Here is a 25,747-nt window from a genome sequence, read left to right as displayed (position 1 = left end):
GCGGCTTCAGGCGGCCGCGCCCTCCAGGCGGAACAGCGCCACCGCCCGCACCAGTTCGTCGGACTGCTGTCGCATGCTGTCGGCGGCCGCCGCGGACTGCTGCACCAGCGCGGCGTTCTGCTGCGTCATGTGGTCCAGGGCGCTCACCGCCTGGTCCACCTCCACGATGCCGCTGGACTGCTGATGCGTGGCCTCGCTGATGCCGGCGATGATCTCGCTGACCCGGCCCACGCCCTGGGTGATCTCGGCCATGGCCTGGCCGGCCTCGCCCACCAGCCGGGTGCCCAGGGCCACGGTGTCGCCGCTGGCGCCGATCAACGACTTGATCTCGCGCGCAGCCTGCGCGCTGCGCTGGGCCAGCGTGCGCACCTCGCCGGCCACTACCGCGAAACCGCGGCCCTGCTCGCCGGCGCGTGCCGCCTCCACCGCCGCGTTGAGGGCGAGGATGTTGGTCTGGAAGGCGATGCCGTCGATCACGCTGTTGATGTCGGCGATGCGGCCGGACGCCTGCTGGATGCGGGCCATGCTGGCCACCACATCGGCCACGATGCGGCCGCCGCGCTGGGCCGCGCCGGCGGTGGCCTCGGCCAGCAGGCGGGCCTGCTGCGCGGCCTGTGCGCTGTCCTGCACGGTGCCGGTGAGCAGCGACAGCCGGCTGGCCGCCTGCTGCAGGCTGCTGGCGGTGTGCTCGGTGCGCTGGCTCAGGTCCTGGTTGCCGGTGGCGATCTCCGCGCTGGCATCGCAGATGGCCTCGCTGCCGCGGCGGATGTCGCCCACGGTGCCGCGCAGCTGCAGCGTCATGCGGCCCAGCGCCGCGCGCACCGAGCGCGGCGCGGCCTGCGCCTCCACCGGCACCGAGAGGTCACCGTCGGCCACCCGCTGCACCAGCTCGCGCAGGGCCGAGGGCTCGGCACCCAGGTCGCGCCAGACCGAGGCCACGATGGTGCGGGCGGCCAGGCCCATGGCCAGCAGCGCCAGTGCCACCATCGCGGCCATGGCCCACAGCGATTGCCGCCGCGCCTGCTCCACCGCCTGCGAGCCCGCCTGCACCCCGGCGCGGGCCGCGGCCTCCTGGCGGGCCAGCTCGTCGCGCAGCGCGCTGCGGGCCTGCTGCATGGCGGCCACCCGCTCCGGCGCGGCAGTGCCGAAGAGCATCGCCTTCGTCACCTCGGTGGCCACCGCGTGGTAGGCGAGCAGCGCTTCCTCCAGCGGGCGCAGCGCCGGTCCGCCCGCCAGCCGGTGGGCCTCGGCCAGCGCGCGGCGGGCGGCTTCGGCGTGGGCCTGGCTGTCCTGCAACTTGTCGGGATTGCCCTCGGCCGAGGCGGCCTGCAGCGCGGCCTGCACGCCGTCCAGCGCACGGTCCACCTTCAGTACCTGTTCCAGCAGCGGATAGGAAACGCCGCTCAGCCGCTGCAGCGCCTGGCCGGCACGCTCGCCCATCGCCATGTTGAGGCCCAGGCCCAGCCCCAGCACCACGGCCGCCATGCCGGGCAGCGCCCACATCCTGGTCTTGAAGTTCATTCGTGTTCCTGCGACTTGTCCAGACAGGTTCAATCCAGCGCCAGCAGCACCTTGACGCTGGCGTCCACGTCGGCCTTGTCCAGGTAGCCCACCGCATTGGCATCGGCGGCCAGCTGCTTCTTGAGCTCGGCGGGGCCGGCGGCCACGCGCGGCGGCTGGGCGCTGCCGCTGAAGGCCAGCCGCGACCACAGCGCCTTCATCTGCGCCGGGTTCTTGCCGGCCAGCCGCTGGTAGAAGGCTTCGCGCGCGGCATGGCCTTCGGGCAGGTCGAGCAGCGCGGCCTGCCCGGCACCGGCCAGCGCCTGCGTCTTGGCCAGGAAGAGCTGCGCCGCCTGCTCGGCCGACAGCGGACTGGCCGGGCTGCGCGCACCGGCCACCACCACCAGCGGGCCGGCGGCCGCAGGCGCCGCGGCCCCGGCCCAGGCCGCCAGCGCCGCGGCCGGCAGCAGCAGGCCCGCGGCGGCGCGGCACAGGCCCTGCAGGCCCGCCCGCCTGGGCACGCGGAAGATCGACTCGAAGCGATGTGCCATGGCGTCCTCCGTCAGAACACGACATCGGCGGCCAGGCTCAGCACGCGGAAACCGCGGCCGGGCTCGAAGCCGGGCTGGAAGTTGGACAGCATGCCGGTCTGGCCGCTGCCATGGCGCACGCGGTCGAGCTGCAGCTTCAGCGCCAGGCTAGGCCGCGCATCCCAGCGCAGGCCCAGGGAGACGGTGTGCATGCCGCGCGACTGCCCCGCGTCGATCACCTGCTGCAGCACCGGGTTGGCGCTGCGACGGAGGTTGTGGTCACGCAGGCCGGCCAGGGTGAGCGTGGGCGTGAGGCTGCCAAAGCGGCGGGCCACGGTCACGTAGGCCTCCAGGCCGTCGGGCAGGTAGGTGCGCGACATGCGGCCATTGGCCACCTCGGCCTGCAGCAGCCAGGTGCCGTCGTCCCACACCAGGCCCAGCGTGGTGTAGCCCACCGCGCGGTCGCGGAAGCGCAGCGCCGCCACGCCCGCGGGATCGAGCTGCGCCACCTGGTCCAGCACGCTGTCCACCGCCGGCAGCTCGATGCTGAAGGCGCCGTACTGCAGGTGGCCGGCACGCAGCGTGAGGTTGCCCCGCTCGATGACCAGGTTGCCGCCGACCAGCCGGTTGCCGCGCCAGTGGCCGGTGACCACGTTGCGGCTGGAGCGCCCGGCCATGGCCTGCAGCCGTACGCTGCTGTCGCCCCACTGGCCGCGCCAGCCGAGGTCCACGCCGTCCGCGTGGTCGAAGCTGATCATGTACAGCTCCTGCGGCGGCCGCACCCAGGGCAGCGAGAAGCCGACCTTGCGGTAGTCCGAGGTGAGGTAGGCCGACCACGGCAGGCGGCCGAGCCGCAGCGACCAGGCCGGCGACGGCTGCCACTTGACGAAGCCCATCGACAGCGCCGGCTGCCAGCGGCCATGGTGCGCATATTCCACCAGCGCCTGCGCGGAGGCCGACCAGGGCGCGCCCAGCGGCAGGTCGGCCTGCAGGCCCAGCCGGGTATCGGGCTGCAGGCCCCAGCGGCGGGTGGCGCCCACGCCGTCGGGCTGGGAGAAGGTGCCGGCGAAGTCGGCCTCGCGCTCGCTGGAGTGGGCCACGCCCAGGGTGGCGAAGCCGCTCCAGGCCAGGCCGCGGCCGGCCGCCTCCTCGGCCCAGCCGGGGCCGGGCCACAGGATGCCCGCCCACATCAGCGCCAGCAGCAGGCCCCGCAGGGCCAGGTCCCACCATGCCGTCTCTTGCTTCATCGATCGCCCCTTCCGCCGGTTGAGCCAGGGCGTCCGGGACTGCGATGGACTGCAACGCCCGCCTGGACCGTGGTTTCGGCGCGGCGTCAGGCCGCAGGAGCGCAAAAAGCGTCTTTCGTCCTTCTGGGGGATGCCGCGTGCGCGGCCTGCTGCGCCAGCCAGCCGGCCAGGGCTTGCGGCGGCATGGGATGGGCATAGAGGAAGCCCTGCAGCTCGTCGCAGCCCGCGGCCTGCAGCGCGGCGGCCTCGGCCTCGGTCTCCACGCCTTCGGCCACCACCTGCAGCCGCAGCGCATGGCCCAGGCCGATGATGGCCTGCGTGATGGCGCGGGCGGTACCGTCGGACAGCATCGCATGCACGAAGCTGCGGTCGATCTTCAGCTTGTTGATGGGAAAGCGGTTGAGGTAGTTGAGGCTGGAGTAGCCGGTGCCGAAGTCGTCGATCGCCAGGCCCACGCCCAGCTGGCGGATGGCCTGCATGGTCTGCAGGGTGCTGTCGGCGCGGTCCATCAGCATGGATTCGGTCAGCTCCAGCTCCAGCCCGCCGGGCGGCACCGCATGCCGCTGCAGGCTGTCGGCCAGCGTCTGCAGCAGCCGCGGGTCCTGCAGCTGCGGCGCCGACAGGTTGATGGACACGTTCAGCGGCGGCAGCCCTTGCGTGCGCCAGCGGGCGATCTGCGCGCAGGCCTCCTCGATCACCCACGCACCCATGGGCACCACCAGGCCGGTCTCCTCGGCGATGGGCACGAACACCGAGGGGCTCATGGGGCCCAGCTCCGGGCTGTGCCAGCGCAGCAGGCCCTCCAGCCCCACCGCCTGGCCGCTGTGCGCATGCACCCGCGGCTGCCAGGCCAGCTGCAGGCCGCCGCCGTCGATGGCGCGGCGCAGCGCCGCCTCGATGCGGTGGCGCTGCAGCGCGCGCTCGGTCATCTCGGCGGTGAAGAAGGCGCTGGCATTGCGGCCGCCGGCCTTGGCCTGGTACATGGCGGTGTCGGCATGCCGCATCAGCTCGTCGATGTCGGTGGCGTCGTCGGGCGCCAGCGCGATGCCCACGCTGCAGGACACGTTCAGCTCCGCCCCATCCACCACATGCGGCTGGCGGATGCGCGGGATCAGCCGCTGCTCCACCACCTGCGTCACCTCGTCCACGCTGTCCACGCCGGCCAGCACCACCACGAACTCGTCGCCGCCCAGCCGGCTGACGGTGTCGCCCGCGCGCACCGCCTCCAGCAGCCGCCGCGCCACGCTGCGCAGCAGGCCGTCGCCGATGTGGTGGCCCAGCGTGTCGTTGATGGTCTTGAAGCGGTCCAGGTCGATGAACATCACCGCCACCTTCTGCCCGCTGCGCCGGGCCTGTTGCAGCGCCATGCGCAGCCGCTCGATGCACAGGCTGCGGTTGGGCAGCTCGGTCAGCACGTCGTGCTGCGCCAGGAACTGGATGCGGGCCTCGCTCTTCTTGCGGTCGCCGATGTCGATGGAGGTGAAGATGTAGTGCGTCACCTCGCCGCGGGCGCCGGGGCCTTCGCGCACCGGGCTCACCATCATCCAGGCCGGGTACTCGCTGCCGTCGCGCCGGCGCACCGCCAGCTCGCCCTGCCAGGTGCCGCGGCGGGCCACGGTGCGCCACATCTGCTCGGCGAAGTCGGGCGCGCTGCCCTGGCCCAGCAGCAGGCGCGGGCTCTCGCCCACCACGTCCTGCAGCTCGTAGCCCGTGGCCTTGTGGAAGGACAGGTTGGTGGTGAGGATGCGGCGGTCGGCATCCACGATCAGGATGGCCTCGGTGGAGGCCTCGAACACCTTGGCCCACAGCTCCAGCCGGCGGCGCATGAGCTTCAGGTGGTTGATCGGCGAGAACACCGTGATCACCGCGTCGCGGCCCTGGTAGGCCACGCGGCGCGCGCTGAGCACCGCCCAGGTGGGCGCGCCGCTGCCCAGCCAGCGCACCTCGAATTCATGCACCGCGTCGCGGTCGGCCAGCTGCTGGAAGAAGTGCGCCCGCACCGGCGGCTCCAGGCCCACGGCCCAGGGATCGGTGCGGCGGCCATTAAGCCAGGCCTCGGCCGGCGGATTGGCATGCAGCACCTCGTGGCCGGGGATGGCGGTGACCATCAGCGGGATGGGCGTGCTTTCCACCAGCGCGCGCTGGGCCTCGGCTGCGCGGGCGCTGGCGGCCAGCTCCTGCTGCGCGGTGCGCTCCCGGTCCAGCTGGGCCAGCATGTCGTTGAAGGCCAGCACCAGGCGGCCGATCTCGTCCTGGCTCACCCAATGGGCGCGCAACCGCGGATCGCCGGTGCGGCGCACCTCGTCGGCCACGCCGGCCAGCCGGCGCAGCGGCACCGCGATCTGCCGCGCCACGCCGTACACCAGCGACAGGATGGCCAGCAGCAGCACCAGCGCCGTGCCCAGGTGCAGCCACATGCGGGTGTACAGGCCGTCGATGCGCTGCGCCAGCAGCCGCGACAGCTGTTGCACGCCCAGCCGCCAGGCCTGGTGCAGCTCGTCCAGCAGCTCATGCTGGGCCAGGTGCACTGCCCGCAGACGGTCGTCGGTGGCGCCGTCGTCGATGTAGGCGCGCGAGGCGCGGCGCAGGCCCTCGATGGCCGCGGCCAGCCGGGCCTGCGCCGGGTCCAGCGACAGCCGCAGCGCCGGCGTGCTGGCGGCCACCGCCTCGGCCAGGTCGGAGGCGATGCCCTGCGCCACCGCATCCAGCTGGCCTTCCAGCACCAGGTACTGCGAGCGCGGCCCACTGCCCGCCCGAGCGCCGGCGCCGCCGGGGCGCAGCTGGGTGCCGATCTGGTCCAGCACGCCCAGCAGTTCGGGGTAGCGCAGCAGCACCAGGGACATGCTGTAGTAGCTGTCCAGGTCGGGGTCCAGGATGAGGTTGGACTGGTTGCCCACCCGCGTGACCAGCGCCCGCCCCTGCTCCAGCGCCTGGGTGAGCGCGGCCGGCGCGGGCCGCGGCTCCAGCGCGGCCAGCAGGGCCTGCAGGGCGGCGGCGGGCTCGGCGCTGCGCATGCCGGGCCCGTGGCGGGCCTCGGTGATGGCCACGGCCTGCGCCAGCGGCGCCCAGCCGGGCGCCCCGGCCTGCGGCTGCGGCCCCGTGCCCACGCCGCCGCGGGCCAGCGCCACCAGCACGTCGGCCGTCTCGGCGATGTAGGCGATGCCGGCTTCCTCCTTGCGGGCGAAGTCGATGGCGATGAACTTCTCGTTGATGAGGATGCCGCTGATGTAGATGACGGCGGTGAGGTCCAGCAGGTAGATCAGCAGCAGTTTGCGGCCCACGGACAGGCGGGCGAGAAAGCGGGCGAACAGGCGCGACATCGGGGTCCTTGGTACGGCGGGGACGACGGCGGCGAGCCGGCGTTAAGCTCTGCCGACTGCCTGCATGGCCCGTGCCACCACCCTTGCCGGCACCCGTGTGACCGCACCCGCTACAGCGGCAGCTGCGTCGTCGACAGCACCTGCCGCAGCCCGATGAAGCTGCGGATCTGGCGCACGCCGGGCAGGTGCAGCAGCTGCTCGGCATGCAGGCGGTTGAAGCTGTCGTTGTCCCGCGTGCGCAGCAGCATGAAGTAGTCGAACTCGCCGGTGATCACGTGGCACTCCATGCAGCCGCTGACCTTGGCCGCGGCCTTCTCGAAGGCGGCGAAGGAATCGGGCGTGCTGCGGTCCAGCACCACGCCGATCATCACCAGCATGCCGGCGTCCAGCGCCTGCGGATTCAGCAGCGCCACGGTCGCGGTGATCAGCCCGGCCTGCTTCAGCCGCTCCACCCGGCGCAGGCAGGCCGGTGCGCTCAGATTGACCTTGGCGGCCAGCGCCACGTTCGACACCGACGCATCCCGCTGCAGCGCCCGCAGGATGGCCTTGTCGGTGCGGTCGAGCACCGTGGTGGGCGGCTTCTCGGGCAGACGAACTTTTGTTGCGCACATGGTGGGTTCAGCGAAACGCGATTCGGGAAAACACGCCCAGCTTGTACCAAAGCTGCGCCACGGGTCCTCATGACGCAAGCACGTTAACCGAGCTTGTGCCTAGCATTCCAGGCACCGTCAACCCACCTTCCGGCCGCCATGAACCTGCAGCGCTTTCCCCGCCATCCACTCACCTTCGGGCCCACGCCCATCCAGCCGCTGCCGCGCCTGTCGGCCCACCTGGGCGGCGAGGTGCAGCTCTATGCCAAGCGCGAGGACTGCAACAGCGGCCTGGCCTTCGGCGGCAACAAGACCCGCAAGCTCGAATACCTCATCCCCGAAGCGCTGGCCCAGGGCTGCGACACGCTGGTGTCCATCGGCGGCATCCAGAGCAACCAGACGCGCCAGGTGGCCGCGGTGGCCGCGCACCTGGGCCTGAAGTGCGTGCTGGTGCAGGAGAACTGGGTCAACTATTCCGACGCGGTGTACGACCGCGTGGGCAACATCGAGATGTCGCGCATCCTGGGTGCCGACGTGCGGCTGGACGCGGCCGGCTTCGACATCGGCATCCGCCCGAGCTGGGAGCAGGCGATGGAGGATGTGCGCCGCGCTGGCGGCAAGCCCTTCCCCATCCCGGCCGGCTGCTCGGAGCATCCGCTGGGCGGACTGGGCTTCGTCGGCTTTGCCGAGGAGGTGCGGGCGCAGGAGGCCGAGCTGGGCTTCCGCTTCGACTACATCGTGGTGTGCTCGGTCACCGGCAGCACCCAGGCCGGCATGGTGGTGGGCTTCGCGGCCGATGGCCGGGCCGACCGCGTGATCGGCATCGACGCCTCGGCCAAGCCCGAGAAAACGCATGCGCAGATCCTGCGCATCGCCCGCCACACCGCCGAGCTGGTGGACCTGGGCCGCGAGATCACCGCGGCCGACGTGGTGCTGCACACCGAATACGGCGGCCCGGAGTACGGCCTGCCGAACGACGGCACGCTGGAGGCCATCCGCCTGTGCGCCCGCACCGAGGGCATGCTCACCGACCCGGTGTACGAGGGCAAGTCGATGCACGGGATGATCGAGCTGGTGCGCCAGAAAGCCTTCCCGGCCGGCTCGCGCGTGCTGTATGCCCACCTGGGCGGCGTGCCGGCGTTGAACGCCTACAGCTTCCTGTTCCGCAACGGCTGAGCGGGCGCCGGTGGCGCCCTGCCGTCAGGCCGAGGTCACCGGGTCCAGGCGCCGGTGCGGCACGGCGCGCAGCTCGCGCCGCTTCCATCCGCCGCCCACTTCCACCGGGTATTCGGCCGCGAAGATGCCGTCCTCGGACACGATCTCCACATACAGCACCGACTGCCGGTAGCCGGTGCGGCGCTCGGTGACGTAGGCGAACAGCGCCTCGGGCCGGCGCTCGCCGTACAGGCGGGCGAACAGCATGCGGCGGCGCTGGGCGTCCTCCAGCGTGGCGGCATCGTCGATGCCGCGGCTGGCCGGCGGGATCCACACCGTGGCCAGCATCTCGCCGGGGATGCAGGTGTCCATCTCGATGCCGTACACCTGCCCCATCACGCTCAGGCCGCGTCGGATGTTGCTGCGCAGCGGCCGGAACACCTCCCGGAAGGCCGCATTGATGTCGGCCGATTCCATGAAGCGGTGCTGGCGGCCGCCCCGGTGGTCGTGGAAGGAGGGGGCGAAGGCGGGGTCGCAGGTGTCCATGGCTGAGGTTTCGGCCCCGGGCCGCGCCGCTTGAGTGGCCGCAAACCCAGAATCGCGCGGCTTTGCGGCCCTTGTTGCCTGCATCGACGCCGGCGCTGACGGCGACATGCCAATTCCGTCACGAAGCGCACAACGCTTACAGGATGGCCGATCAAGAGCCGGTGGCCGCTCCCGATGACGGAGTTCACACACCGGTGCACCGCGCCGGTGCCCGCCCCCCGCCGCGAAGCAGTCTGTGACCGACCTCCCCCTCCACCGCTCCCTGGCTGCCCGCCGAACCGCCTGCGCCCTGGGCCTGGCCTGCGCGCTGGGCGCCACCGCCCAGCCCGCCGCGCCGGCGGACGAACCCACCACCGACGACCTGGCCGCCGTGCTGGCCCAGCCGGTGTACGGCAGCAGCCGGCTGGGCGCGGCCAGCAAGCGCGACGAGGACCTGGCCACCGCGCCGGGCGCCGCCGTGGTGCGCACCGGCGGCGAGATCCTGGCGCAGGGCTACCGCACGCTGGGCGAGGTGCTGGAGAGCATGCCCGGCGTGCACCTGCGCTACGACCGGGCCTACAGCTACGTGGGGCTGCGCGGCATCACCCGCCCGGGCGACTACACCTCGCGCCTGCTGGTGCTGGTGGACGGCGTGCGGGCCAACGACGCGCTGTACGAATCGGCGTCGATGGACCGGGAGTTCCCGATCGACGTCTCGCTGATCGACCGCGTGGAGTTCATTCCCGGCCCCGGCTCGGCGCTGTACGGCAGCAATGCGGTGGCCGGGGTGGTCAACGTCATCACCCGCTCGCCCTCGCAGCTGGCCGGTGCGCAGGCCGGCCTGGCGGTGGGCAGCGAGCGTCAGCGGCGGCTCACTGCCAGCTGGGGCGGCACGCTGGGCGCCGCCCGCCTGCTGCTGGGCGCGGCCACCGAGCACCGCGCCGGCGGCACCCTGCACTACGCCGAATACGCCACCGAGGACAACCCGCGCGGCCGCGTGCAGGGGCAGGACGGCGAGCGCGCCGACAAGCTCTTCGCCAAGCTGCAGCAGGGCGGCCTGAGCCTGTCGCTGGCCGTGTCGCAGCGGCGCAAGGAGCTGCCCACCGGCGCCTACGACGCCACCTTCGGCACGCCGGCGCCCTGGACCGACAGCTATGTGACGCTGGGTGCCGCCTACACCCGCAGCCTGGGCCCCGAGGCGGCGCTGGACGTGCTGCTCAACCATTCCCGCTACGGCTTCGACTCCACCGCGCTGTATGGCGACGACGGCGACTTCTACAGCCGCAACCGCAACGACGCCCGCTGGCTGGGCGGCGAGCTGCGCTGGCGCTGGAGCGGCCTGGCCGGCCACCGCATCACCCTGGGCGTGGAAGGCCAGCGCAACTACCGCCAGCGCATCGACCTGGACAACCTGGAGGCCGGCGAGCCGAGCGCCGCCACCTTCAGCGGCACCGCCCACCGCGTGGGCCTGTATGCCAACGACGAATGGACGCTGCGCCCCGGCCTGCAGCTGACGCTGGGCCTGCGCACCGACCGCCGCACCGACGGCAGCAACGGCCTCAGCCCCCGGCTGGGCGCCAGCTGGGCGGCCACGCCGGCCTGGACCTTCAAGTGGCTCACCGGCCAGGCCTACCGCGAGCCCAACTTCAGCGAGCTCTACTACGAGGACGAGGTGCAGCGCCGCCCGCAGGCCCTGCGGGTGGAGGCGCTGCGCTCCAACGAGCTGGTGGTGCTGTGGCGCCCGGCGGAAGCCTGGCAGTGGCAGGCCGCGGTGCACCGCACCCGCATGTCGCGGGTGATCGAGCTGGTGAGCGAGGACGATGGCCGCCTGGTCTACACCAACCGTGGCGGCGTGCATGCGGCCGGTGCCGACGTGGAGGCCAGCTGGGTCTCGCGGCGCGGCATGCAGCTGCGTGCCAGCGTGAGCTGGCAGCGTGCCCACGATGCACAGACCGGCGCCGACCTGAGCAACGCACCGCACCGGCTGGCCAAGCTGGCGCTCACCGCACCGCTGCCGCTGCTGCCCGGCCTGGGCCTGGGGTTGAACGCGGTGCATGTGGGCGAGCGCCGCACCCTGGCCGGCGCCACCGTCGGCGCCTACCTGCGGCTCAACGGCCGGCTGCGATGGGCGCCGCCCGGCAGCCCGTGGGAAGGCAGCGTGACCCTGTACAACCTGCTGGACCGTGCCTATGACGACCCGGCCGGCCCCGAGCATCGGCAGGACCGGCTGCAGCAGGACGGCCGCAGCTGGCAGCTGCAGATCGGCCGGCGGTTCTGACATGGCCACGCAGTACCTCTCCCGCGCACTGCTGTGCGCCGCGCTGGCGGCCAGCCCGGCCGCCCTGCGCGCCCAGTCCGCCGGCAGCGATGCAGTGGCCAAGGCCCGGCTGGTGACCACCTTCGCCCGCTTCGTGCAATGGCCGGCCGGCACCTTCGCCGCCGACGACACGCCGCTGCAACTGTGCGTGGCGCAGGACAGCCCGGCCGTGGCCGATGCCTTCCGCCGCCAGGCCGCCGGCGCCGCCGCCGGCCCGCCGCTGCAGCTGGTGCTGCTGGCGCCACGGCCCGGCGCCGAGCGCTGCCACCTGCTCTACATCGACGACAGCGCGCCGCGCCGCGCCGCGCCGGCCCTGCCGCAGGCGGAGGAACCGGTGCTCACCATGGCGCAGATCGACGGCTTCGCCAGCGGCGGCGGCATGGTGGAGGTGGTGGTGGTCAACGACGCGCTGCGCTTCGACGTCAACCTGGCCGCGGTGCAGCGGGCCGGCATCGCCGTGCGCGCCGGTGCACTCAAGCTGGCGCGCGAGGTGCTGCGCAAATGAAGCGGCCCCTGCTTCCCGCCCCGGTCGAGGCCTGGTGGAACCGCTCGGGCCACCTGCCGCTGCGCCGGCGGCTGCCGCGCCTGTTCGTGGCCGCCTCGTCGCTGACCGCGATGCTGTCGCTGCTGGCCATGCTGACGGTGGCCGTGTGGTTCCAGGAACGTGGCATGCGCGGGGAGGCCGAGGAACTGGCCCGCACCATCGCCTTCGCGCTGGAGGCGCCGCTGGCCTTTGGCGACCTGCAGGCCGCCAACGAGACGCTGGCCGTGCTGCGGGTGCGCAGCAACGTGCGCGGCGCCTGGCTGCACGATGCCGGCAACGCGGTGCGCGCCAGCTACCGCGCCGCCGGCCTGAAGCCCGCCAGCGCCCCGCGCGAGGGATTCGGCTGCCTGGTGGCACAGGCGCCGGTGATGGCCGGCAACGACCGGCTGGGCCGCGTGGTGGTGGAGCTGGACCGGCTGCAGGGCCTTCGCCAGCTGCTGGCCGGCGCGGCCGCGCTGGTGGGCGTGCAGCTGCTGGTGCTGATGGTGAGCCTGCCGATGGTGCGCCGCATCGCCGGGCGCATCACCGGGCCGGTGACGGCCCTGGCCCGCACCGCCTCGCGCATCGCCGAGCAGCGCGACTACTCGCGCCGCATCCACGGCGACGGCAAGGACGAGGTCGGCCAGGCCATCCGCGCCTTCAACGAGATGCTGGACCAGGTGCAGCAGCGCGACGATGCGCTGGAGAACGCCAACCGCACGCTGGAGGAGCGCGTGGCCCGCCGGACGCAGGAACTGGCGCAGGAGAAGGAACGGGCCGAGGCCGCCTCGCTGGCCAAGACCCGCTTCCTGGCCAACATGAGCCATGAGCTGCGCACGCCGCTGAACGCGGTGCTGGGCGCGGCGCAGCTGCTGCAGCAGGGCAGCGACGCCACGCACCGCGCGCACCTGATCGAGACCATCGGCCAGAGCGGCGCCAACCTGCTGGCGCTGATCGAGAACGTGCTGGACGTGGCGCGCATCGAATCCGGCGCGCTCACGCTGTCGCACGAGGCCTTCAACCTGGTGGACTGCGTGGAAGCGGCGGTGGCCACCGCCTCGGTGGCCGCACGCGCCGGCGGGCTGGCCATGGCGGTGGTGATCGAGCCGCAGCTGGGCGCCTGGCGGCAGGGCGATCCGATGCGGCTGCGCCAGGTGCTGCTGAACCTGCTGGGCAACGCGGTGAAGTTCACGCCCGCCGGCGACGTGGTGATGCGGGTGTGCGGCAGCGGCAGCGACCGGGTGCGCTTCGAGGTGAGCGACACCGGCGTGGGCATGGACCTGGGCGCCACGCGCGACATCTTCCAGCCCTTCGCGCAGGCCGACGAAGCCACCACCCGCCGCTTCGGCGGCACCGGCCTGGGCCTGACCATCTCGCGCGAGCTGGTGCGGGCGATGGGCGGCGACATCACGGTGCGCAGCCGGCCGGGCCAGGGCTCCACCTTCAGCTTCGACATCCTGCTGCCGGGCGCGCCGCCGCAGGCGGCCGCCGTGGCCCAGCCGCCCGCCCGGCCGGCCGTGCAGCAGGTGGTGTTCTTCGAGCCGCACGACGCCAGCGCCGAGGCCCTGCAGGCCATGCTGCAACGCATGCGCATCCCCAGCCGCCGGGTGGCCGATGCAGCCGACCTGCGCGCGGCCATGGCGCCGGACGAGGCCGCCGAGCCGCCCTGGCTGCTGGTGGCCGCCGAATCGCCCGAGGCCTGGGGCCTGCTGGAGCACTGTGCCGACGTCATCGACCCCGAGCGGGTGATCGCGATGAACGACGCGCAATCGCATGCGGTGGAAATGGCGCGGGAGCACATGCAGCTGCCGCGCAGCGTGCTCAAGCCGGTGCTGCGGGCCGCGCTGGTCAGCCGCCTGGGCCGCCACCGGGATGCGCAGCGCCTGCCGCCGGCGGCCACGGCGGCGCCGGCGCAGACGCTGCTGCCGCTTCAGGCGGGCAGCAGCCGCCGGCTGCTGGTGGTGGACGACGATCCCACCAACCAGATGATCGTCATGGCCATGCTGAGCAATGCCGGCCTGCGGGTGGAGGCTGCCGGCGACGGCCGCAGTGCGCTGGGCCTGCTGCGCGAGCACCGCTTCGACCTGGTGCTGATGGACTGGCAGATGCCCGACATGGACGGGCTGGAGGTCACCCGCCGCATCCGCAACGGGGCGGCCGGGCCGCACAACACCACCATCCCGGTGGTGGCGCTGACGGCCAATGCCTTCGCGGAGGACCGCGCCGCCTGCCTGGCGGTGGGCATGAACGACTTCCTCACCAAGCCGGTGGTGGCGCAGCAGCTGCTGTCGGTGGTGCACCGCTGGACGGCGCAGGCGCATTCCGCGCGGGTGCCCTCAGCCGAAGACGGCCCCGCCCGCGTCCAGTGAAGGCGGGCGCAGCAGGTCGGCGTCGATGCCCATCACCGCGCTGGCCCGCTCCACCGCCTGCCACAGCGAAGCGGGCATCTCCAGGATGGCGTCGGGCGAGTCGGCGCGTGCGATCCAGGCGCCGATCTGGTGGTGCTGCTCGGGGGTGAGCAGGTCGAGGCTCAGCATCTCGTCGATGGTCTTCATGGGGTTTCCCTGTTGAGTTGGATGAAGCGCACGCGCGTGATCTCCGAAGGCGCACCGAGCCGCATCGGAGGCCCCCAGTATCCGGTGCCGCGGCTGACGTACACCCACAGCCCGCGCAGCCGGTGCAGCCCGGCGGTGAACGGCTGCTGCAGCCGCACGAAGAAATTCCAGGGCAGGAACTGCCCGCCATGGGTGTGCCCCGACAGCTGCACGTCGAAGCCCGCATCGGCCGCGCCCGCCGCGCTGCGCGGCTGGTGGGCCAGCAGCAGCCGCAGGCCGGCATCGGCCGGCGCGCCGGCCAGCGCGGCGCGGGCGTCGCTGCGGTGGCTGGCCTCGAAGTGGCCGGCCGTGTAGTCGGCCACGCCGGCCATCACCAGCCGGGCATCGCCGTGCTGCAGCACCACATGCTCGTTCAGCAGCACCCGGATGCCCAGGCCGCGCAGCGCGGCAATCCATTCGGGCGCGCCGCTGTAGTACTCGTGGTTGCCGGTGACGAAGAAGCTGCCGTGGCGCGAGCGCAGGCCGGCCAGCGGCGCCACGTCGTGCTGCAGGTCCTGCACCCGGCCGTCCACCAGGTCGCCGGTGATGACCACCGCATCGGCCTGCAACTGGTTGACGGCATCAACGATCCGCTGCACATAGGCCCGCTTGACGGTGGGGCCCACATGCACGTCGGTGATCTGCGCGACGGTAAAGCCGTGCAAAGCCGCGGGCAGGCCCTCGATGGGAATGTCCACCTGCCGCACCGGCGCCCGCCGCCGCGCGCCCACCACGCCCAGCACCACCGCCAGCACGGCCAGCAGCGGAACCGCCATGGCGCTGGGAGCGGCCAGCGGCGGCAGATCGAACGGCAGCGCGGCCAGCAGCAGCAGCTCGCGCAGCAGGGTGAGCACGAACAGCATCGAGAAGCTGCCCAGCGCCAGCATGCCGGCCCAGCTCCAGCGGTCGGCCGCCGCGCGGCTGCGGGACTTGCGCCCGAAGAAGCCGACCGGGATGAGCACCGCCGACGCCAGCAACCAGGCCACGAGCAGCGCGGGCGCCACCACCCCCGGCAGCCCGGGCGCGATGCGCGCGCCGATGTAGACATGAAGCAGGACCAGGAGCCAGAGTGCGGGCATCGCACCCACATGGGGGTGCGGGGCCGGCGTTCAACCGCGGCGCACGCCGGGCACCGCCGTTGCCCCGGCAGGACGATGGCCGCCGTTCCGCCGCGGCCCGGGAGATCTGCCATGCACCGCCTTCCCCACCACATTCCCCACCACAGGGCCGGTCCTGGCCCCCACCGCGCCATGCTGGCGCTGTGCGCCGCCACCGCTGCGCTGCTGGCCGGCTGCGCCGCCGCGCCGCGCATCGAGGGCCAGTGGACCGCGCCCAACCGGCCCGCCAGCAGCCTGCAGGGCGCGCGGGTGCTCATCGCGTGCGAGGCGGTGGACCCGGCCGTCAAGCGCATTTGCGAGGACCAGATGGCCGGCGCCGTGGTGGCGCATGGCGCCACGCCGGTCACCGCGCCACAGATCGAGCCGCCCGCGCCCGGCCAGCCGGTGCCCGACCAGCAGTACCTCGGCCCCGCCCGCCAGGCCGGCGCGCGCGCGGTGCTGGCCACCACGGTGTCCGCCTGGGCAGGCGCCCAGGGCGGCGGCGGTCCGGCGTTTTCCATCGGCCTGGGCAGCTTCGGCTTCGGCGGCGGCCATGTGGGCGGCGGCGTGGGCGTGGCCGTGCCCATTGGTGGCTACGGCGGCGGAGAACGCCGCAGCACCGCCTACTCGGCCAGCACCCGCATCGTCGACGTGGCCGGCGGCTCGGTCATCTGGACCGCCCGCGCCTCGGCGCCGGCCTCCGACGAGATCCAGGGCCCGATGAGCGGGCTGGCGCAGGCCATCCTCAAGGGGGCGGAGGACGCGGGGGTGTTTTAGTGCTGGGGCGCCGCACTAGCCTCAACCTTGGAAGGGCCCATAGCACGGGCGAGAAACGCTTTGAGCGCTGGAGGTGGCGGCACTTTAGGCGCCAAGGTTTCAAACGAAAAGCCACCGTGTATTTTGAACCGAGCGGGCGGTAACTCTTTGAACATCACGCAGTGCTCACTTGCTCGATCCGCGCGAAGCATTGCAAGCCACTCCTTGAAGAACAAAAGCGCAAACTTTCCGCGGTAATGCGCCCTCGGATCAAACGCTTCGAAAGCCGCTGCGAGTTGCTCGAACTGCGACGCTGATGGCTCCGGCTGCAGGGCAATGGTCGGCGGACCGCTATGTGGTGATGAAACTTTACCAAGCTGAACATCAGCCAAGTGCGAGATCCTGGACGGCATGTCGACACACTGTACGGAAGCCAACTGACGAGCAACAAAAATTCGAAAATTTAATTGCTTCGTGACCTTCAGGAACTGAGCGTAGTCCGTCTCAAAACAATTAAGGATTTCCAAACGAGTTGATGGATACCCATTGCAATGAAAGTCCACTGTAAGGACAGATTCAAGAACCTGTCGACAGACAAAATAGTTCTCTACTGAATAGCAATCAGTAAGGAATAACTTGGAACTGGGAGTTCTCCCTTGTGGGCCGTCAAAGTCTTTGTCGAGGAAAAAGTAGACGCGCTCTGCCAACCCCGTTAAGTCTGAACAAAGGGAGTCATAGAGCTTTAGTGCATTGCACTTATTTTCCGAAATGAATGACTCATACGCTGTTTGGGGTATCAGCTTTTCCATCCAATAGTGATAGATGCATTTGTCGTCTGGACCTTCAGACACGAAAATCGCTGTGCTGACCGGGATATTCGAAATGTGGGTGGCGAACTCGTGCTTTAGGACCGCCCTGGACGACTTAGCGTTGGTTATTCGCTTCAAGAAGCTGCTGCCGCTGTCTTCAGCTTGGGTCATCACCGTCCTCGTCCATTTGATCGAAGGCGGAAGCGCCAAACATATCTGGGCCGCTCATCGGATTTACACGAAGCCGCAGCGGCCCTGCAAAATCTTCTAGTGCATTATCAAAGATGAACGGTGAATGGGTGATCGCAATTAATTGGCGGCAGGTAGGCGCCGTTAGAACATCTGGAAGAATTTGACGCTGCCAATCCAAAGAGAGCGAAAGCTCGGGCTCATCGATCAGCACAATCTTATCGCCCGGATAGAGGTAAAGCCTGGCGAACAACGAAATCATCTGCTTTTCGCCTGATGAAAGAGATTCCAGTGGCACCTCCTTTCCGGAAGCCGATCCCATGACCTTAACGGTAAGATTTCTTCGATTGAAGTCCAAGACTTTATTGTCGAACTCGTCTTCAGTAGAGTTGCCGTACTGATCCGTTGATTCGTCATCGCCGGACAGATATTTGTTACAACTGCTTCTGAATGCCTCCACTAAATCTTCAGTCCCCCGGGTCTCCTTTATCACTGAGTTCAATTGGTGTAAGAAATACTCCAGAAACGGCCGCGCATCGTTTGGTACGTCATCGCTATACACTTTTGACAGGTCGGGAGTCGCAAAATAGCTTCCATACCGAACATTGCGATATGCATCCTCGCCGTCCTTCAAGCGTGAGAAAAATATTTCTAGCGAGTCTTTTGATGGCAAATCGTATGCTTTGTCATCGTCTTGCTTATACCCACCGGAAATAAGATCGTTAATGACATTCGCACTAATTTTTCCGTATCCTTGGTTGCTCAGATATCTCATGTCCGAATAAAGCGTCTTCAACCGCGCAGATATATCACCCAATCCGAACTGTATATCGGCGGTGTACAGACCACTGCGTGCAATTCCGAGACGAGCCAGAATGTTCTTCCTGCGTTGTCCAGGACGCGTCTCCGAATCTGGTAGGGATAGCTCGATTCGTCGATAGGTCGGTAAGTACACAATCTCAAAGCCTTGCAGACTTTGACGCAGAGAATCTCGCAACCAATCAATGTTAGGACTCTTCCCGCGCATTGATTGAGCCAGACGCTCACACTGCGACCTTGCCACGGAGAAGTCGTACCCTAGCTTCGAATATATTGCATAGAAAGTTGGATTCTCGGCAAGTTCTGCGAACTTGAGATCCTTCAAGTTCGTTTCGAGCAGTTCAAGCAGCGCGAGTGGCTCTACTTCCCAAGCTTTAGCTCGCACAACAAACTCACTGTTTGCTGACAACTCAGTCAACTTGTCAACATCGTCCCTATACAGAACCATTGGATTATTACCACGTAGCACGCAAGTGATTCGCTCAAATTGCAGCCCCGCGAATCGGCTAAATTGCCCCCGCAGAAAAGCATCGAGCGCCGCAAGCAACGTTGTTTTTCCAGAGCCATTCCTTGCAATAAGGATCGACGCAGCATTACTCGAGCTAAGGCCAACCGTTCGATAACCAAATAGTCCGGTAATCTCGAAAAACTCAATTAAAGATGGTTGACGTGCAACGCCTCGAAGCGCCTCGTCTTGCTCACTACGTGTCATATATTTACCCTCTTCGGCTCATTCCAACCGATTCTCGACTAAAGACGCGAACCGGTGCTTTCAGTGTCAATGTTCACCAACTCAACCGCCTCCACCACGAAATCGACGAATGCCCGCACCCGCGCCGACAAGTGCCGGTTCTGCGGATACAGGATCGAAAACGGCCGCGTCGCCCCGGCCAGCTGCGGCAGCACCTCCACCAGCTCGCCGCGGCGTACCGCTTCCTCGGCGATGAAGTGGTAGATCTGGCAGATGCCGCCACCGGCCCGTGCCCAGGTGACCACGCCCAGCACGTCCTCGTGCACCCGCTGGCGGCTCTGGAAGGCATGGTCCACCACGCGGTGTTGCGCGTCGCGCAGCAGCCAGGGCAGCGGCCGGCCGGTGCTGGGCAGGATGAACTGGATGCAGTCGTGGCCGGCCAGGTCGGCCAGCACCTGCGGATGGCCGCGCTCGGCGAGGTAGGCCGGCGCGGCGAACAGGCCCAGCGTGGCGTCCTCCAGCTTGCGCGCGATCAGCCGGGAATCCTGCGGCTCGCCCAGGCGGATCACCAGGTCGTAGCCATCGTCCACCAGGTCGACATTGCGGTTGCCGATGTTCAGCTCCAGCGCCACGCCGGGGTAGGCCTGGGCGAAGGCCGGCAGCAGCGGCAGCAGCCTGTGGTGGGCATAGGTGGTGGGCACGCTGATGCGCAGCAGCCCGGTGGGCGTGGTCTGGCGGCCGGTGATGGCGCGCTCGGCCTCGGCGATCTGCTCCAGCGCCTGCTGGCATTCGGCGCGGTACAGCGCGCCGTCCTCGGTGAGCCGGATGCTGCGGGTGGTGCGCACGAACAGGCGCACGCCCAGCCGCTGCTCCAGCCGCGCGATGCTGCGGCTGACCGCCGCCGGCGTGACGCCCAGCGCCTCCGCCGCCGCGGTGAAGCTGCCCAATTCCGCCGCCTTGCAGAACAGCTCGATGCTGCCCAGCTGCACCGGATCGAACGAACGTGCCATTTGTGCCCCGGCGTAATGAATGAAGTACCTGCAACCGCCTTTATGGCGACCGATCGAGCGCCTAGATTCTGGGGCTGTTGATCCACTTCCCTACGGAGCACCCCATGGCACAAGCCCGCATCCTGATGATCGTCACCAGCAACAGCCGCATGGGTGACACCGGCAAGCCCACCGGCCTGTGGGCCGAGGAACTGGCGGCGCCCTACTACGCGCTGATGGATGCCGGCGCCGAGGTGGTGCTGGCCTCGCCGGCCGGCGGCCCAGCGCCGATCGACCCCGGCAGCGTCAAGCCGAAGGGCGAGAACGACGAGATCGTGGAACGCTTCCTGGCCGATGCGCCGCTGCAGGCGCTGGTGCAGTCCACGCGCCCGGTGGCCGAGCTGGACGCCACGCAGTTCGACGCGGTGTTCCTGCCCGGCGGCCACGGCACGATGTGGGACCTGCCCACCAGCCCGGGCGTCACCCGCGCGGTGGAGCAGGCCTGGGCCGGCAACAAGGTGGTGGCCTCGGTGTGCCACGGCGCGGCCGGCCTGGTGACGGCCAGGCGCCCGGACGGCCAATCGATCGTCGCGGGCCTGAAGGTGAACTCGTTCACCGATTCGGAAGAAGCCGCGGTGGGCCTGACCGAGGTGGTGCCCTTCCTGCTGGAGAGCCGGCTGCGCGCGCTGGGCGGGCAGTTCGTGGGCGCGGCCGACTGGCAGCCGTTCGTGGTGCGGGACGGCCAGCTGATCACCGGCCAGAACCCGCAGTCTTCCTCGCTGGTGGCGGCCGAGGTGCTGAAGGCGCTGGGCCTCTGAGCACCGGGCCGGCGGCCCGCCTGCCGCCGGTCAGATCGCGTCGGGGTTCTTCTCCACGATGTCGGCGGCGATGTGGCCGGGCGCCTCGGCGCGGCGCTGCTTGTCCATCAGCTTGCCCAGCTGCGAGGCCAGCGCATGCTCCAGCTTCTCGGCCGCGCCGTCGATGGCCAGGTGCAGGCTCTCGGCCTGGTGGGTGACGGCGATGTTCTTCACGCCCGACACCCGCGCCTCCAGCATGCAGCGCATGTCGTTGCTGCCGGACTTGTCGCCGCTGTTCACGTCGCCCAGGTGCGCTTCCACGTGGGTGAGGTACTCGGCGTACTTGTCGACCGAATCCAGGATCACGCCCTGCACGTAGTCGGTGAGCGCCTGGCGGCCTTCGATGTGGTTGTCGGTCTCTACTTGAATCTGCATGGGGGCTCCAGGTCTGACGGTTGATGCCCTGGTCGGGCAACACGCATGCCCAGCCCGCGATGCGCAACCTCTTCCTTGACGAGGGCTGCCCCCTGCTCGTGGTGTTACGCATCGGTAACCGCCCGCCGAACATGCGCGCCTTCTTCACGACGCCAGCGCGGCCGGGGCTTGTATGTGGTTGGGCCAAGTCGATCGCAGCCGGGACAACAACTTCAACCTGCTGCGCCTGGTGGCGGCCCTGGCCGTGCTGTACAGCCACGGCTTCGGCCTGGCGCCGCCCTCGCCCTACCGCGAGCCCTGGCAGACACTGGGCGTGAGCCCCGGCTCCATCGCGGTGGACCTGTTCTTCTTCTGCAGCGGGCTGCTGGTCACCTCCAGCTGGTGGCATGCCGGCTCGCTGTGGCGCTTCGTCCTGGCGCGGGCGGCGCGCATCCTGCCGGGCATGTGGGCGATGGTGGCGGTGACGGTGCTGGTGCTCAGCGCCTTCAGCGCGCTGCCGGCGGCGGCGTACTTCAGCGCCGACACCACCTGGACCTACGTGCTGAAGAACTGCACCGTGCTGTTCGGCACCACCGGCTCCCTGCCCGGCGTGTTCCGCGACACGCCCTATCCGCATGCGGTCAACGGCTCCTTGTGGACGCTGCCGCATGAGCTGCACTGCTATGGCCTGCTGGCCCTCGTGGGCGTGGCCACCGCGGTGCTGGGGCGCTGGCATCCGGCGCATGCGGCGCGGCTGATGACCCTTGCCTTCGCCGGTGCGGCCACCGGCTCGGCCGCCATGATGCTGCGCGCCGCGCTGCAGGGCGCGCACGATCCGCGCGGCCGGCTGCTGCTGATGTTCTCGCTGGGCGTGCTGGCCTACCAGCTGCGGCACCACATCCGGCTTCGCTGGCGCTGGGCGGTGCTGGCGGCGGCGGTGCTGGCCGCCGGCACGCTGCTGCAGTCGCGGGCCTTCACCGCCGTGTATCCGCTGCCGCTGGCCTACCTGGCGCTGGCCGCGGCCTACCTGCCGGGCGGCTGGCTGCGCCGCTTCAATGCGCTGGGCGACTATTCCTTCGGCGTCTACATCTACGCCTTCCCGGTGCAGCAGGTGATCTCGGTGCTGCAGCCGCAGGTGGGGCTGGCGGCCCACATGCTGCAGTCGGCGCTGGTGACGCTGCTGCTGGCGGCGGCCTCGTGGCACCTGGTGGAGCGGCCGGCGCTGGCAGCTGCCCGGCGCGGCAGCGCCCACCGGCCGGTGGCACTGGCCGCCGGCGGCTGAAGCCACGGTCAGCCGGTGCTGGGCAGCAGCTGGCCCACGGTGGCCGAGGGCGGCTGGTCGTTCTCGCCGGGCGGCGCGGCGGCGCCCCACTGGGCGACGCTGCTGCGCAGCTGCACCATCAGGTCGGCGGCCATGGATTCCAGCAGCCGCACCTCGCGGGTGGTGAGCGCACGCGGCGTCACGTCCACGAGGCACAGCGTGCCCACCTTGAAGCCCGCGGCATCCACCAGCGGCGCGCCGGCATAGAAGCGCACGCCGCGGTCCTGCATCGCGGGGTTGTTGGCAAAGCGCTGGTCGCGCGCGATGTCGGGCACCACCAGGGTGTGGCCATCGGCCACCACATGGCCGCACAGGGACATGCGGCGCTGCATGCCCATGTCGTCGCCGCCCAGTGCCACGCCGCCGGCGGCCGTTTCTGCCGACGAGACCAGCGGCAGGCTGCCGAAGGCGCCGCCCACCTGCTGGCGGTCCTCGGTGATGAGCGACACCAGCGCCATCGGCATGTCGAAGATGTCGGCCGCGCGGCGCGAGGCGGCCTCCAGCAGCGTGCGGGCGCGCGGGTCCAGCAGGCCGCTGGCCTGCAGCGCCTGCAGCCGTGCCGGTTCGTCGGCGGGCAGCGGCGCTTCGAGGAAGCCTTCGGGCAGGTCGTCGCCCATGTACTGCGACATGCGCACCATGGCCTCGCCCACCGAGCTGACCACCGCATCGGCACCCAGCGATTCCGGCGTCTCGCCCTGGCGCAGCAGCTCGGGCGCGTTCCACAGGCCCAGCACGATGCGCAGCTCCGGGTACAGCCGGCGCAGCCGCTTGCAGAAGTGGCGGGCCGAGGTTTCCGGCGCCACCGCGAAGTAGGAGATGCACACGGTGCGCGCGCCGCGCAGGTCCAGCCGGGCCAGGGTCTCGGCATTCAGCGCGGCGGCGGGCCGGTGCTCGGCGGGCCGGCCCTGCAGGCTCAGCGCATGGGCCAGCATGCGGGCGGCCAGCGTGTCCACCTCCCACTTGCCGCCGATGCACACCGCGCCCGGCCGGGTGCTGGCCGGCGGCGGATGCAGCTCCACCAGTTCGTCCAGCAGCGCCTCCATGCCGGTGACCACGCGGTGGCGGTGCTCGGCGGTGGCCACGCTGGCATGGTCGCTGGTGGCCATGCGCAGCACCTGCAGGCCGGCGTCGTCGTAGAAGGCGGCCAGGTTGCCGTCCTGCGCCTGCAGCGTGGCCACCTCGATGGCTTCCTCCACGTCGCCGGCCAGCAGCCGCTGGTACAGCCGTGTGGGCGGGTCCAGCGCGGGCTGGCTGCCCAGCAGCACGTTGAGGAAGGCGAAGCGCGGCAGGTGGTGGCCCACCACCAGCAGGCACACGGTGAGCGGCGTGCTCATGATGAGGCCGATGGGGCCCCACAGCGCCGTCCAGAAGGTGGCCGCCACCATCAGCGACATGGCCGACAGCCCGGTGCTGGCGCCGTACAGCAGCGGCTCTACGATGTTGTTGCTGACCACCTCCAGCACGATGATGAGCGTGCCCGTCCACAGGAACATGTCCCAGCCGGGATCGACCGCGAAGGCCAGCGCCAGCGGGAACACCGCGGCGATCATCGGCCCCACGTAGGGCACGAAGCGCATCAGCGCCGCCACCGCGCCCCACAGCAGCGCGCCCGGCACGCCGATGGCCCACAGGCCCAGCGCCATCGGCACGCCATAGCTCACGTTGACCGCCAGCTGCATCGTCAGGTAGCGGCTGATGCGGCGGCCGGCCTCGTCCATCGCGTCGGTGGAGCGGTGCAGGCTGCCGCCCCACAGCCGCAGCAGGCGGTCGCGCAGGTCCACCCGGTCCAGCAGCACCAGCACCACGAACACCAGCACGATGCCGGCGGTGGCCAGCGGCGCCAGCCCCACCTCGGCCCATTCGATGGCCTGCTCCATCGGCGTGAGGGGGCGTTCCTCCACATGCACGCGCTGCACCGGCGGACCGGTGCGCGGCGTGTTGGCCGCGGCCTTGTCCACCTCGCGGCGCACGGCGTCGAAGGTGCGCACCGCGCCGTCGAACATGCCGGGCTGCCCGGCCGTCTTGCGCAGCTCGCGCAGCTTGTGCTGGATGTTGCTCTGGTAGGTGGGCAGCTGGGCGCTGAGGGCGCTGACCTGGTTGCCCAGGAACACCGTGGCCAGGCCCAGCGCGGCCAGCACGCCCACCATCACCGCGATGACGGCATACACCCGCGGCAGCCCCCAGCGCTTCAGGCGCACGACCAGCGGGTCGAGCATGAAGCCCAGCAGGAAGGCCAGGAACAGCGGCATCAGGATCGAGCGGCCGTAGTAGAGCGCGGCGATCACCAGGGCCGCGGTGATGAGCGAGACCAGCAGGCGCGCCTCGGGCAGCAGCGCCAGCAGCAGGCCGCCGGGGCGCAGGGGTTCGTCGGGATGCGGATCGGATTTCATGGGCGGTGGCATGGGCCCGCCCATGGAGCAGCCAGCGGGCCCGCACTTGGGAAGCACCCCGTGTTTCTGGTGTCGGGGTGTGTGGGGGGCTGGTCGGAGCACTTTCCGGTGGTGAGGCCGCAGGTGCTGTTTCTGTTCGACCGCCGCGCGGGGGGCGGTGCCCGGCGGGGCTCATGCTGGGGTGGTCCGGCCCTGCGGGCCGGACTGCGCTGCGGTGCTCGCGCCGAGGTCGCGCGGCCCAACTCGCTACGTTCACTGCGTTCACTGCGCTCGGACAACGTCCGCGGATCAGATCACGAGGCGCGCTGCGCGCGCCGACCTCGGCACTGCGCTCCTCTCCACCCCACAAATCGCCCCACCGGGCACCGCGCTCCGCACGGCTCTGCTCATCTGATGCGAGGGGCCTTGCCACGAGTGCGCCGGCAACAGCATTGCGCCTTGCCCGAGCCTCGGCTCGGGCCGCGGCGACGTCGACATCGATCATCAGCTGCCAAGCCGAGCGACCGCGCCGGACGGTCCGGGCAAGTCACCCTCGCTGGCCTTTGCGCAGGGCCGTGCGGGCAGGCCCGGGGGCGCATGTGGAGCGCCGAGCAGCGCAGGGCCGGTGGCGGCGCGCGCAGCGCGCATCAACGTCTGACTCGCGGCCGTTGTTCGACCACAGCGAACGCAGTGAGCGGCGGAAGTTCGGCCGCGCGCTACCGGCCCGAGCAGCGCAGGGCAGTTCGCGCGAAGCGCGAACCGCGGAAGCTAAGCCCCCGGGCCTGCCCGCACGGCCCTGCGCAAACCGCCTAAGTTCAGCAAATCACCACCAGGCACGTCACACCGCCGCCGTGACGATGATCTCCACCAGCAGCTTCGGCGAGGCCAGCTTGGCTTCGCAGGTGGCGCGGGTGGGCACGGCGTCTTCGGGGATCCAGGATTCCCATACGGCGTTCATGCCGGCGAAGTCGCGCTCGATGTCCTTCAGCCAGATCTGCACCTGCAGCAGGCGCGAGCGGCTGCTGCCCACGCTCGCCAGGTACTGGTCGATCTTGGCCAGCACGTCCGCGGTCTGCGCGCCGATGTCGCCCTCGGTGTTGCTGGCGGTCACGCCGGCCACGTACACCGTGTTGCCGTGGACGACGACGCGCGACAGGCGGCGGGTGGACTGGAAGCGCTGGATTTCGGTGGTCAT

21 protein-coding genes are annotated in these 25,747 nt (G+C 70.3%); 7 read left to right on the top strand and 14 right to left on the bottom strand.

The window, feature by feature from the left end:
- Positions 1 to 6: 6 nt before the first annotated feature.
- The 5 genes from VO99_RS23405 to VO99_RS23385 all read right to left on the bottom strand — a co-directional run bounded on the left by VO99_RS23405 (position 7) and on the right by VO99_RS23385 (position 7,208).
- Positions 7 to 1,521: a methyl-accepting chemotaxis protein gene (locus VO99_RS23405; RefSeq protein WP_046115366.1), complete on the bottom strand. Its 1,515-nt coding sequence runs from the start codon at positions 1,519 to 1,521 to the stop codon at positions 7 to 9.
- A 29-nt stretch (positions 1,522 to 1,550) separates the two neighbouring features.
- Positions 1,551 to 2,051, bottom strand: a complete 501-nt coding sequence (locus tag VO99_RS23400; protein WP_052736574.1) for a hypothetical protein — start codon at positions 2,049 to 2,051, stop codon at positions 1,551 to 1,553.
- A gap of 11 nt (positions 2,052 to 2,062) precedes the next feature.
- Positions 2,063 to 3,277: a hypothetical protein gene (locus VO99_RS23395; RefSeq protein ID WP_046115365.1), complete on the bottom strand. Its 1,215-nt coding sequence runs from the start codon at positions 3,275 to 3,277 to the stop codon at positions 2,063 to 2,065.
- A gap of 86 nt (positions 3,278 to 3,363) precedes the next feature.
- Positions 3,364 to 6,597: an EAL domain-containing protein gene (locus VO99_RS23390; protein WP_046115364.1), complete on the bottom strand. Its 3,234-nt coding sequence runs from the start codon at positions 6,595 to 6,597 to the stop codon at positions 3,364 to 3,366.
- A gap of 110 nt (positions 6,598 to 6,707) precedes the next feature.
- Positions 6,708 to 7,208: an Lrp/AsnC family transcriptional regulator gene (locus VO99_RS23385; protein ID WP_046115363.1), complete on the bottom strand. Its 501-nt coding sequence runs from the start codon at positions 7,206 to 7,208 to the stop codon at positions 6,708 to 6,710.
- Between the two features lie 138 nt (positions 7,209 to 7,346).
- Here VO99_RS23385 and VO99_RS23380 point away from each other — a divergent pair, with 138 nt between their 5' ends.
- The gene (locus VO99_RS23380) at positions 7,347 to 8,363 is read left to right on the top strand and encodes a 1-aminocyclopropane-1-carboxylate deaminase (protein ID WP_046115362.1); all 1,017 of its coding nucleotides are present in this window, start codon (positions 7,347 to 7,349) and stop codon (positions 8,361 to 8,363) included.
- Positions 8,364 to 8,387: 24 nt separating this feature from the next.
- Here VO99_RS23380 and VO99_RS23375 read toward each other — a convergent pair whose 3' ends face one another.
- Positions 8,388 to 8,888: a hypothetical protein gene (locus tag VO99_RS23375; protein ID WP_046115361.1), complete on the bottom strand. Its 501-nt coding sequence runs from the start codon at positions 8,886 to 8,888 to the stop codon at positions 8,388 to 8,390.
- Between the two features lie 235 nt (positions 8,889 to 9,123).
- On the opposite strand from VO99_RS23375, the gene VO99_RS23370 reads away from it, so the two are divergent.
- From VO99_RS23370 to VO99_RS23360, 3 genes are read left to right on the top strand one after another with little or no spacing between them, the layout of a single operon-like run.
- Positions 9,124 to 11,145, top strand: coding sequence for a TonB-dependent receptor plug domain-containing protein (locus VO99_RS23370; protein ID WP_046115360.1), 2,022 nt, complete (start codon positions 9,124 to 9,126; stop codon positions 11,143 to 11,145).
- A 1-nt stretch (position 11,146) separates the two neighbouring features.
- The gene (locus VO99_RS23365; protein ID WP_046115359.1) at positions 11,147 to 11,689 is read left to right on the top strand and encodes a YfiR family protein; all 543 of its coding nucleotides are present in this window, start codon (positions 11,147 to 11,149) and stop codon (positions 11,687 to 11,689) included.
- Entirely contained in the window at positions 11,686 to 14,076 is a 2,391-nt protein-coding gene (locus VO99_RS23360; RefSeq protein ID WP_046115358.1) for a response regulator, read from the top strand. Before VO99_RS23365 ends, VO99_RS23360 begins: the two co-directional genes overlap by 4 nt.
- Here the strand turns inward: VO99_RS23360 and VO99_RS23355 are convergent.
- Positions 14,044 to 14,262, bottom strand: coding sequence for a hypothetical protein (locus VO99_RS23355; RefSeq protein ID WP_046115357.1), 219 nt, complete (start codon positions 14,260 to 14,262; stop codon positions 14,044 to 14,046). The genes VO99_RS23360 and VO99_RS23355 overlap by 33 nt on opposite strands.
- Positions 14,259 to 15,380 (bottom strand): metallophosphoesterase, encoded by a 1,122-nt coding sequence (locus VO99_RS23350; RefSeq protein ID WP_046115356.1) that lies wholly within the window; start codon positions 15,378 to 15,380, stop codon positions 14,259 to 14,261. The genes VO99_RS23355 and VO99_RS23350 overlap by 4 nt, the downstream gene beginning before the upstream one ends.
- A 111-nt stretch (positions 15,381 to 15,491) precedes the next feature.
- Here VO99_RS23350 and VO99_RS23345 point away from each other — a divergent pair, with 111 nt between their 5' ends.
- Positions 15,492 to 16,175 carry a hypothetical protein gene (locus VO99_RS23345; RefSeq protein ID WP_157039730.1) on the top strand — a complete coding sequence of 228 codons (684 nt, stop codon included), beginning with the start codon at positions 15,492 to 15,494 and terminating at the stop codon, positions 16,173 to 16,175.
- On the opposite strand, the gene VO99_RS29750 is transcribed toward VO99_RS23345, so the two are convergent.
- From VO99_RS29750 to VO99_RS23335, 3 genes are read right to left on the bottom strand one after another with little or no spacing between them, the layout of a single operon-like run.
- Positions 16,172 to 17,134 (bottom strand): DUF4435 domain-containing protein, encoded by a 963-nt coding sequence (locus VO99_RS29750; protein ID WP_083440868.1) that lies wholly within the window; start codon positions 17,132 to 17,134, stop codon positions 16,172 to 16,174. The two genes, VO99_RS23345 and VO99_RS29750, sit on opposite strands and share 4 nt — an antisense overlap.
- Positions 17,121 to 18,683, bottom strand: a complete 1,563-nt coding sequence (locus VO99_RS29745) for an AAA family ATPase (RefSeq protein WP_083440867.1) — start codon at positions 18,681 to 18,683, stop codon at positions 17,121 to 17,123. The genes VO99_RS29750 and VO99_RS29745 overlap by 14 nt, the downstream gene beginning before the upstream one ends.
- Before the next feature lie 38 nt (positions 18,684 to 18,721).
- Positions 18,722 to 19,672, bottom strand: a complete 951-nt coding sequence (locus tag VO99_RS23335; RefSeq protein WP_083440866.1) for a LysR family transcriptional regulator — start codon at positions 19,670 to 19,672, stop codon at positions 18,722 to 18,724.
- Positions 19,673 to 19,776: 104 nt separating this feature from the next.
- Here VO99_RS23335 and VO99_RS23330 point away from each other — a divergent pair, with 104 nt between their 5' ends.
- Positions 19,777 to 20,469, top strand: a complete 693-nt coding sequence (locus VO99_RS23330; RefSeq protein WP_046115352.1) for a type 1 glutamine amidotransferase domain-containing protein — start codon at positions 19,777 to 19,779, stop codon at positions 20,467 to 20,469.
- Positions 20,470 to 20,499: 30 nt separating this feature from the next.
- Here the strand turns inward: VO99_RS23330 and VO99_RS23325 are convergent, their stop codons facing one another.
- Positions 20,500 to 20,883, bottom strand: coding sequence for an HPF/RaiA family ribosome-associated protein (locus VO99_RS23325; RefSeq protein WP_046115351.1), 384 nt, complete (start codon positions 20,881 to 20,883; stop codon positions 20,500 to 20,502).
- A gap of 172 nt (positions 20,884 to 21,055) precedes the next feature.
- Between VO99_RS23325 and VO99_RS23320 the strand changes: the two genes are divergently transcribed.
- Positions 21,056 to 22,144, top strand: coding sequence for an acyltransferase family protein (locus tag VO99_RS23320; RefSeq protein ID WP_046115350.1), 1,089 nt, complete (start codon positions 21,056 to 21,058; stop codon positions 22,142 to 22,144).
- Between the two features lie 8 nt (positions 22,145 to 22,152).
- Here VO99_RS23320 and VO99_RS23315 read toward each other — a convergent pair whose 3' ends face one another.
- Positions 22,153 to 24,573 carry an AI-2E family transporter gene (locus VO99_RS23315; RefSeq protein WP_046115349.1) on the bottom strand — a complete coding sequence of 807 codons (2,421 nt, stop codon included), beginning with the start codon at positions 24,571 to 24,573 and terminating at the stop codon, positions 22,153 to 22,155.
- A gap of 817 nt (positions 24,574 to 25,390) precedes the next feature.
- Entirely contained in the window at positions 25,391 to 25,747 is a 357-nt protein-coding gene (locus VO99_RS23310) for a RidA family protein (protein WP_046115348.1), read from the bottom strand.

It is taken from the genome of Aquincola tertiaricarbonis (assembly GCF_000969605.1).
GTDB classification, from domain to species: Bacteria; Pseudomonadota; Gammaproteobacteria; order Burkholderiales; family Burkholderiaceae_C; genus Aquincola; species Aquincola tertiaricarbonis.
Note: the sequence above shows the minus strand (reverse complement) of the source record. Positions and strands in the feature narration are given on the sequence as shown.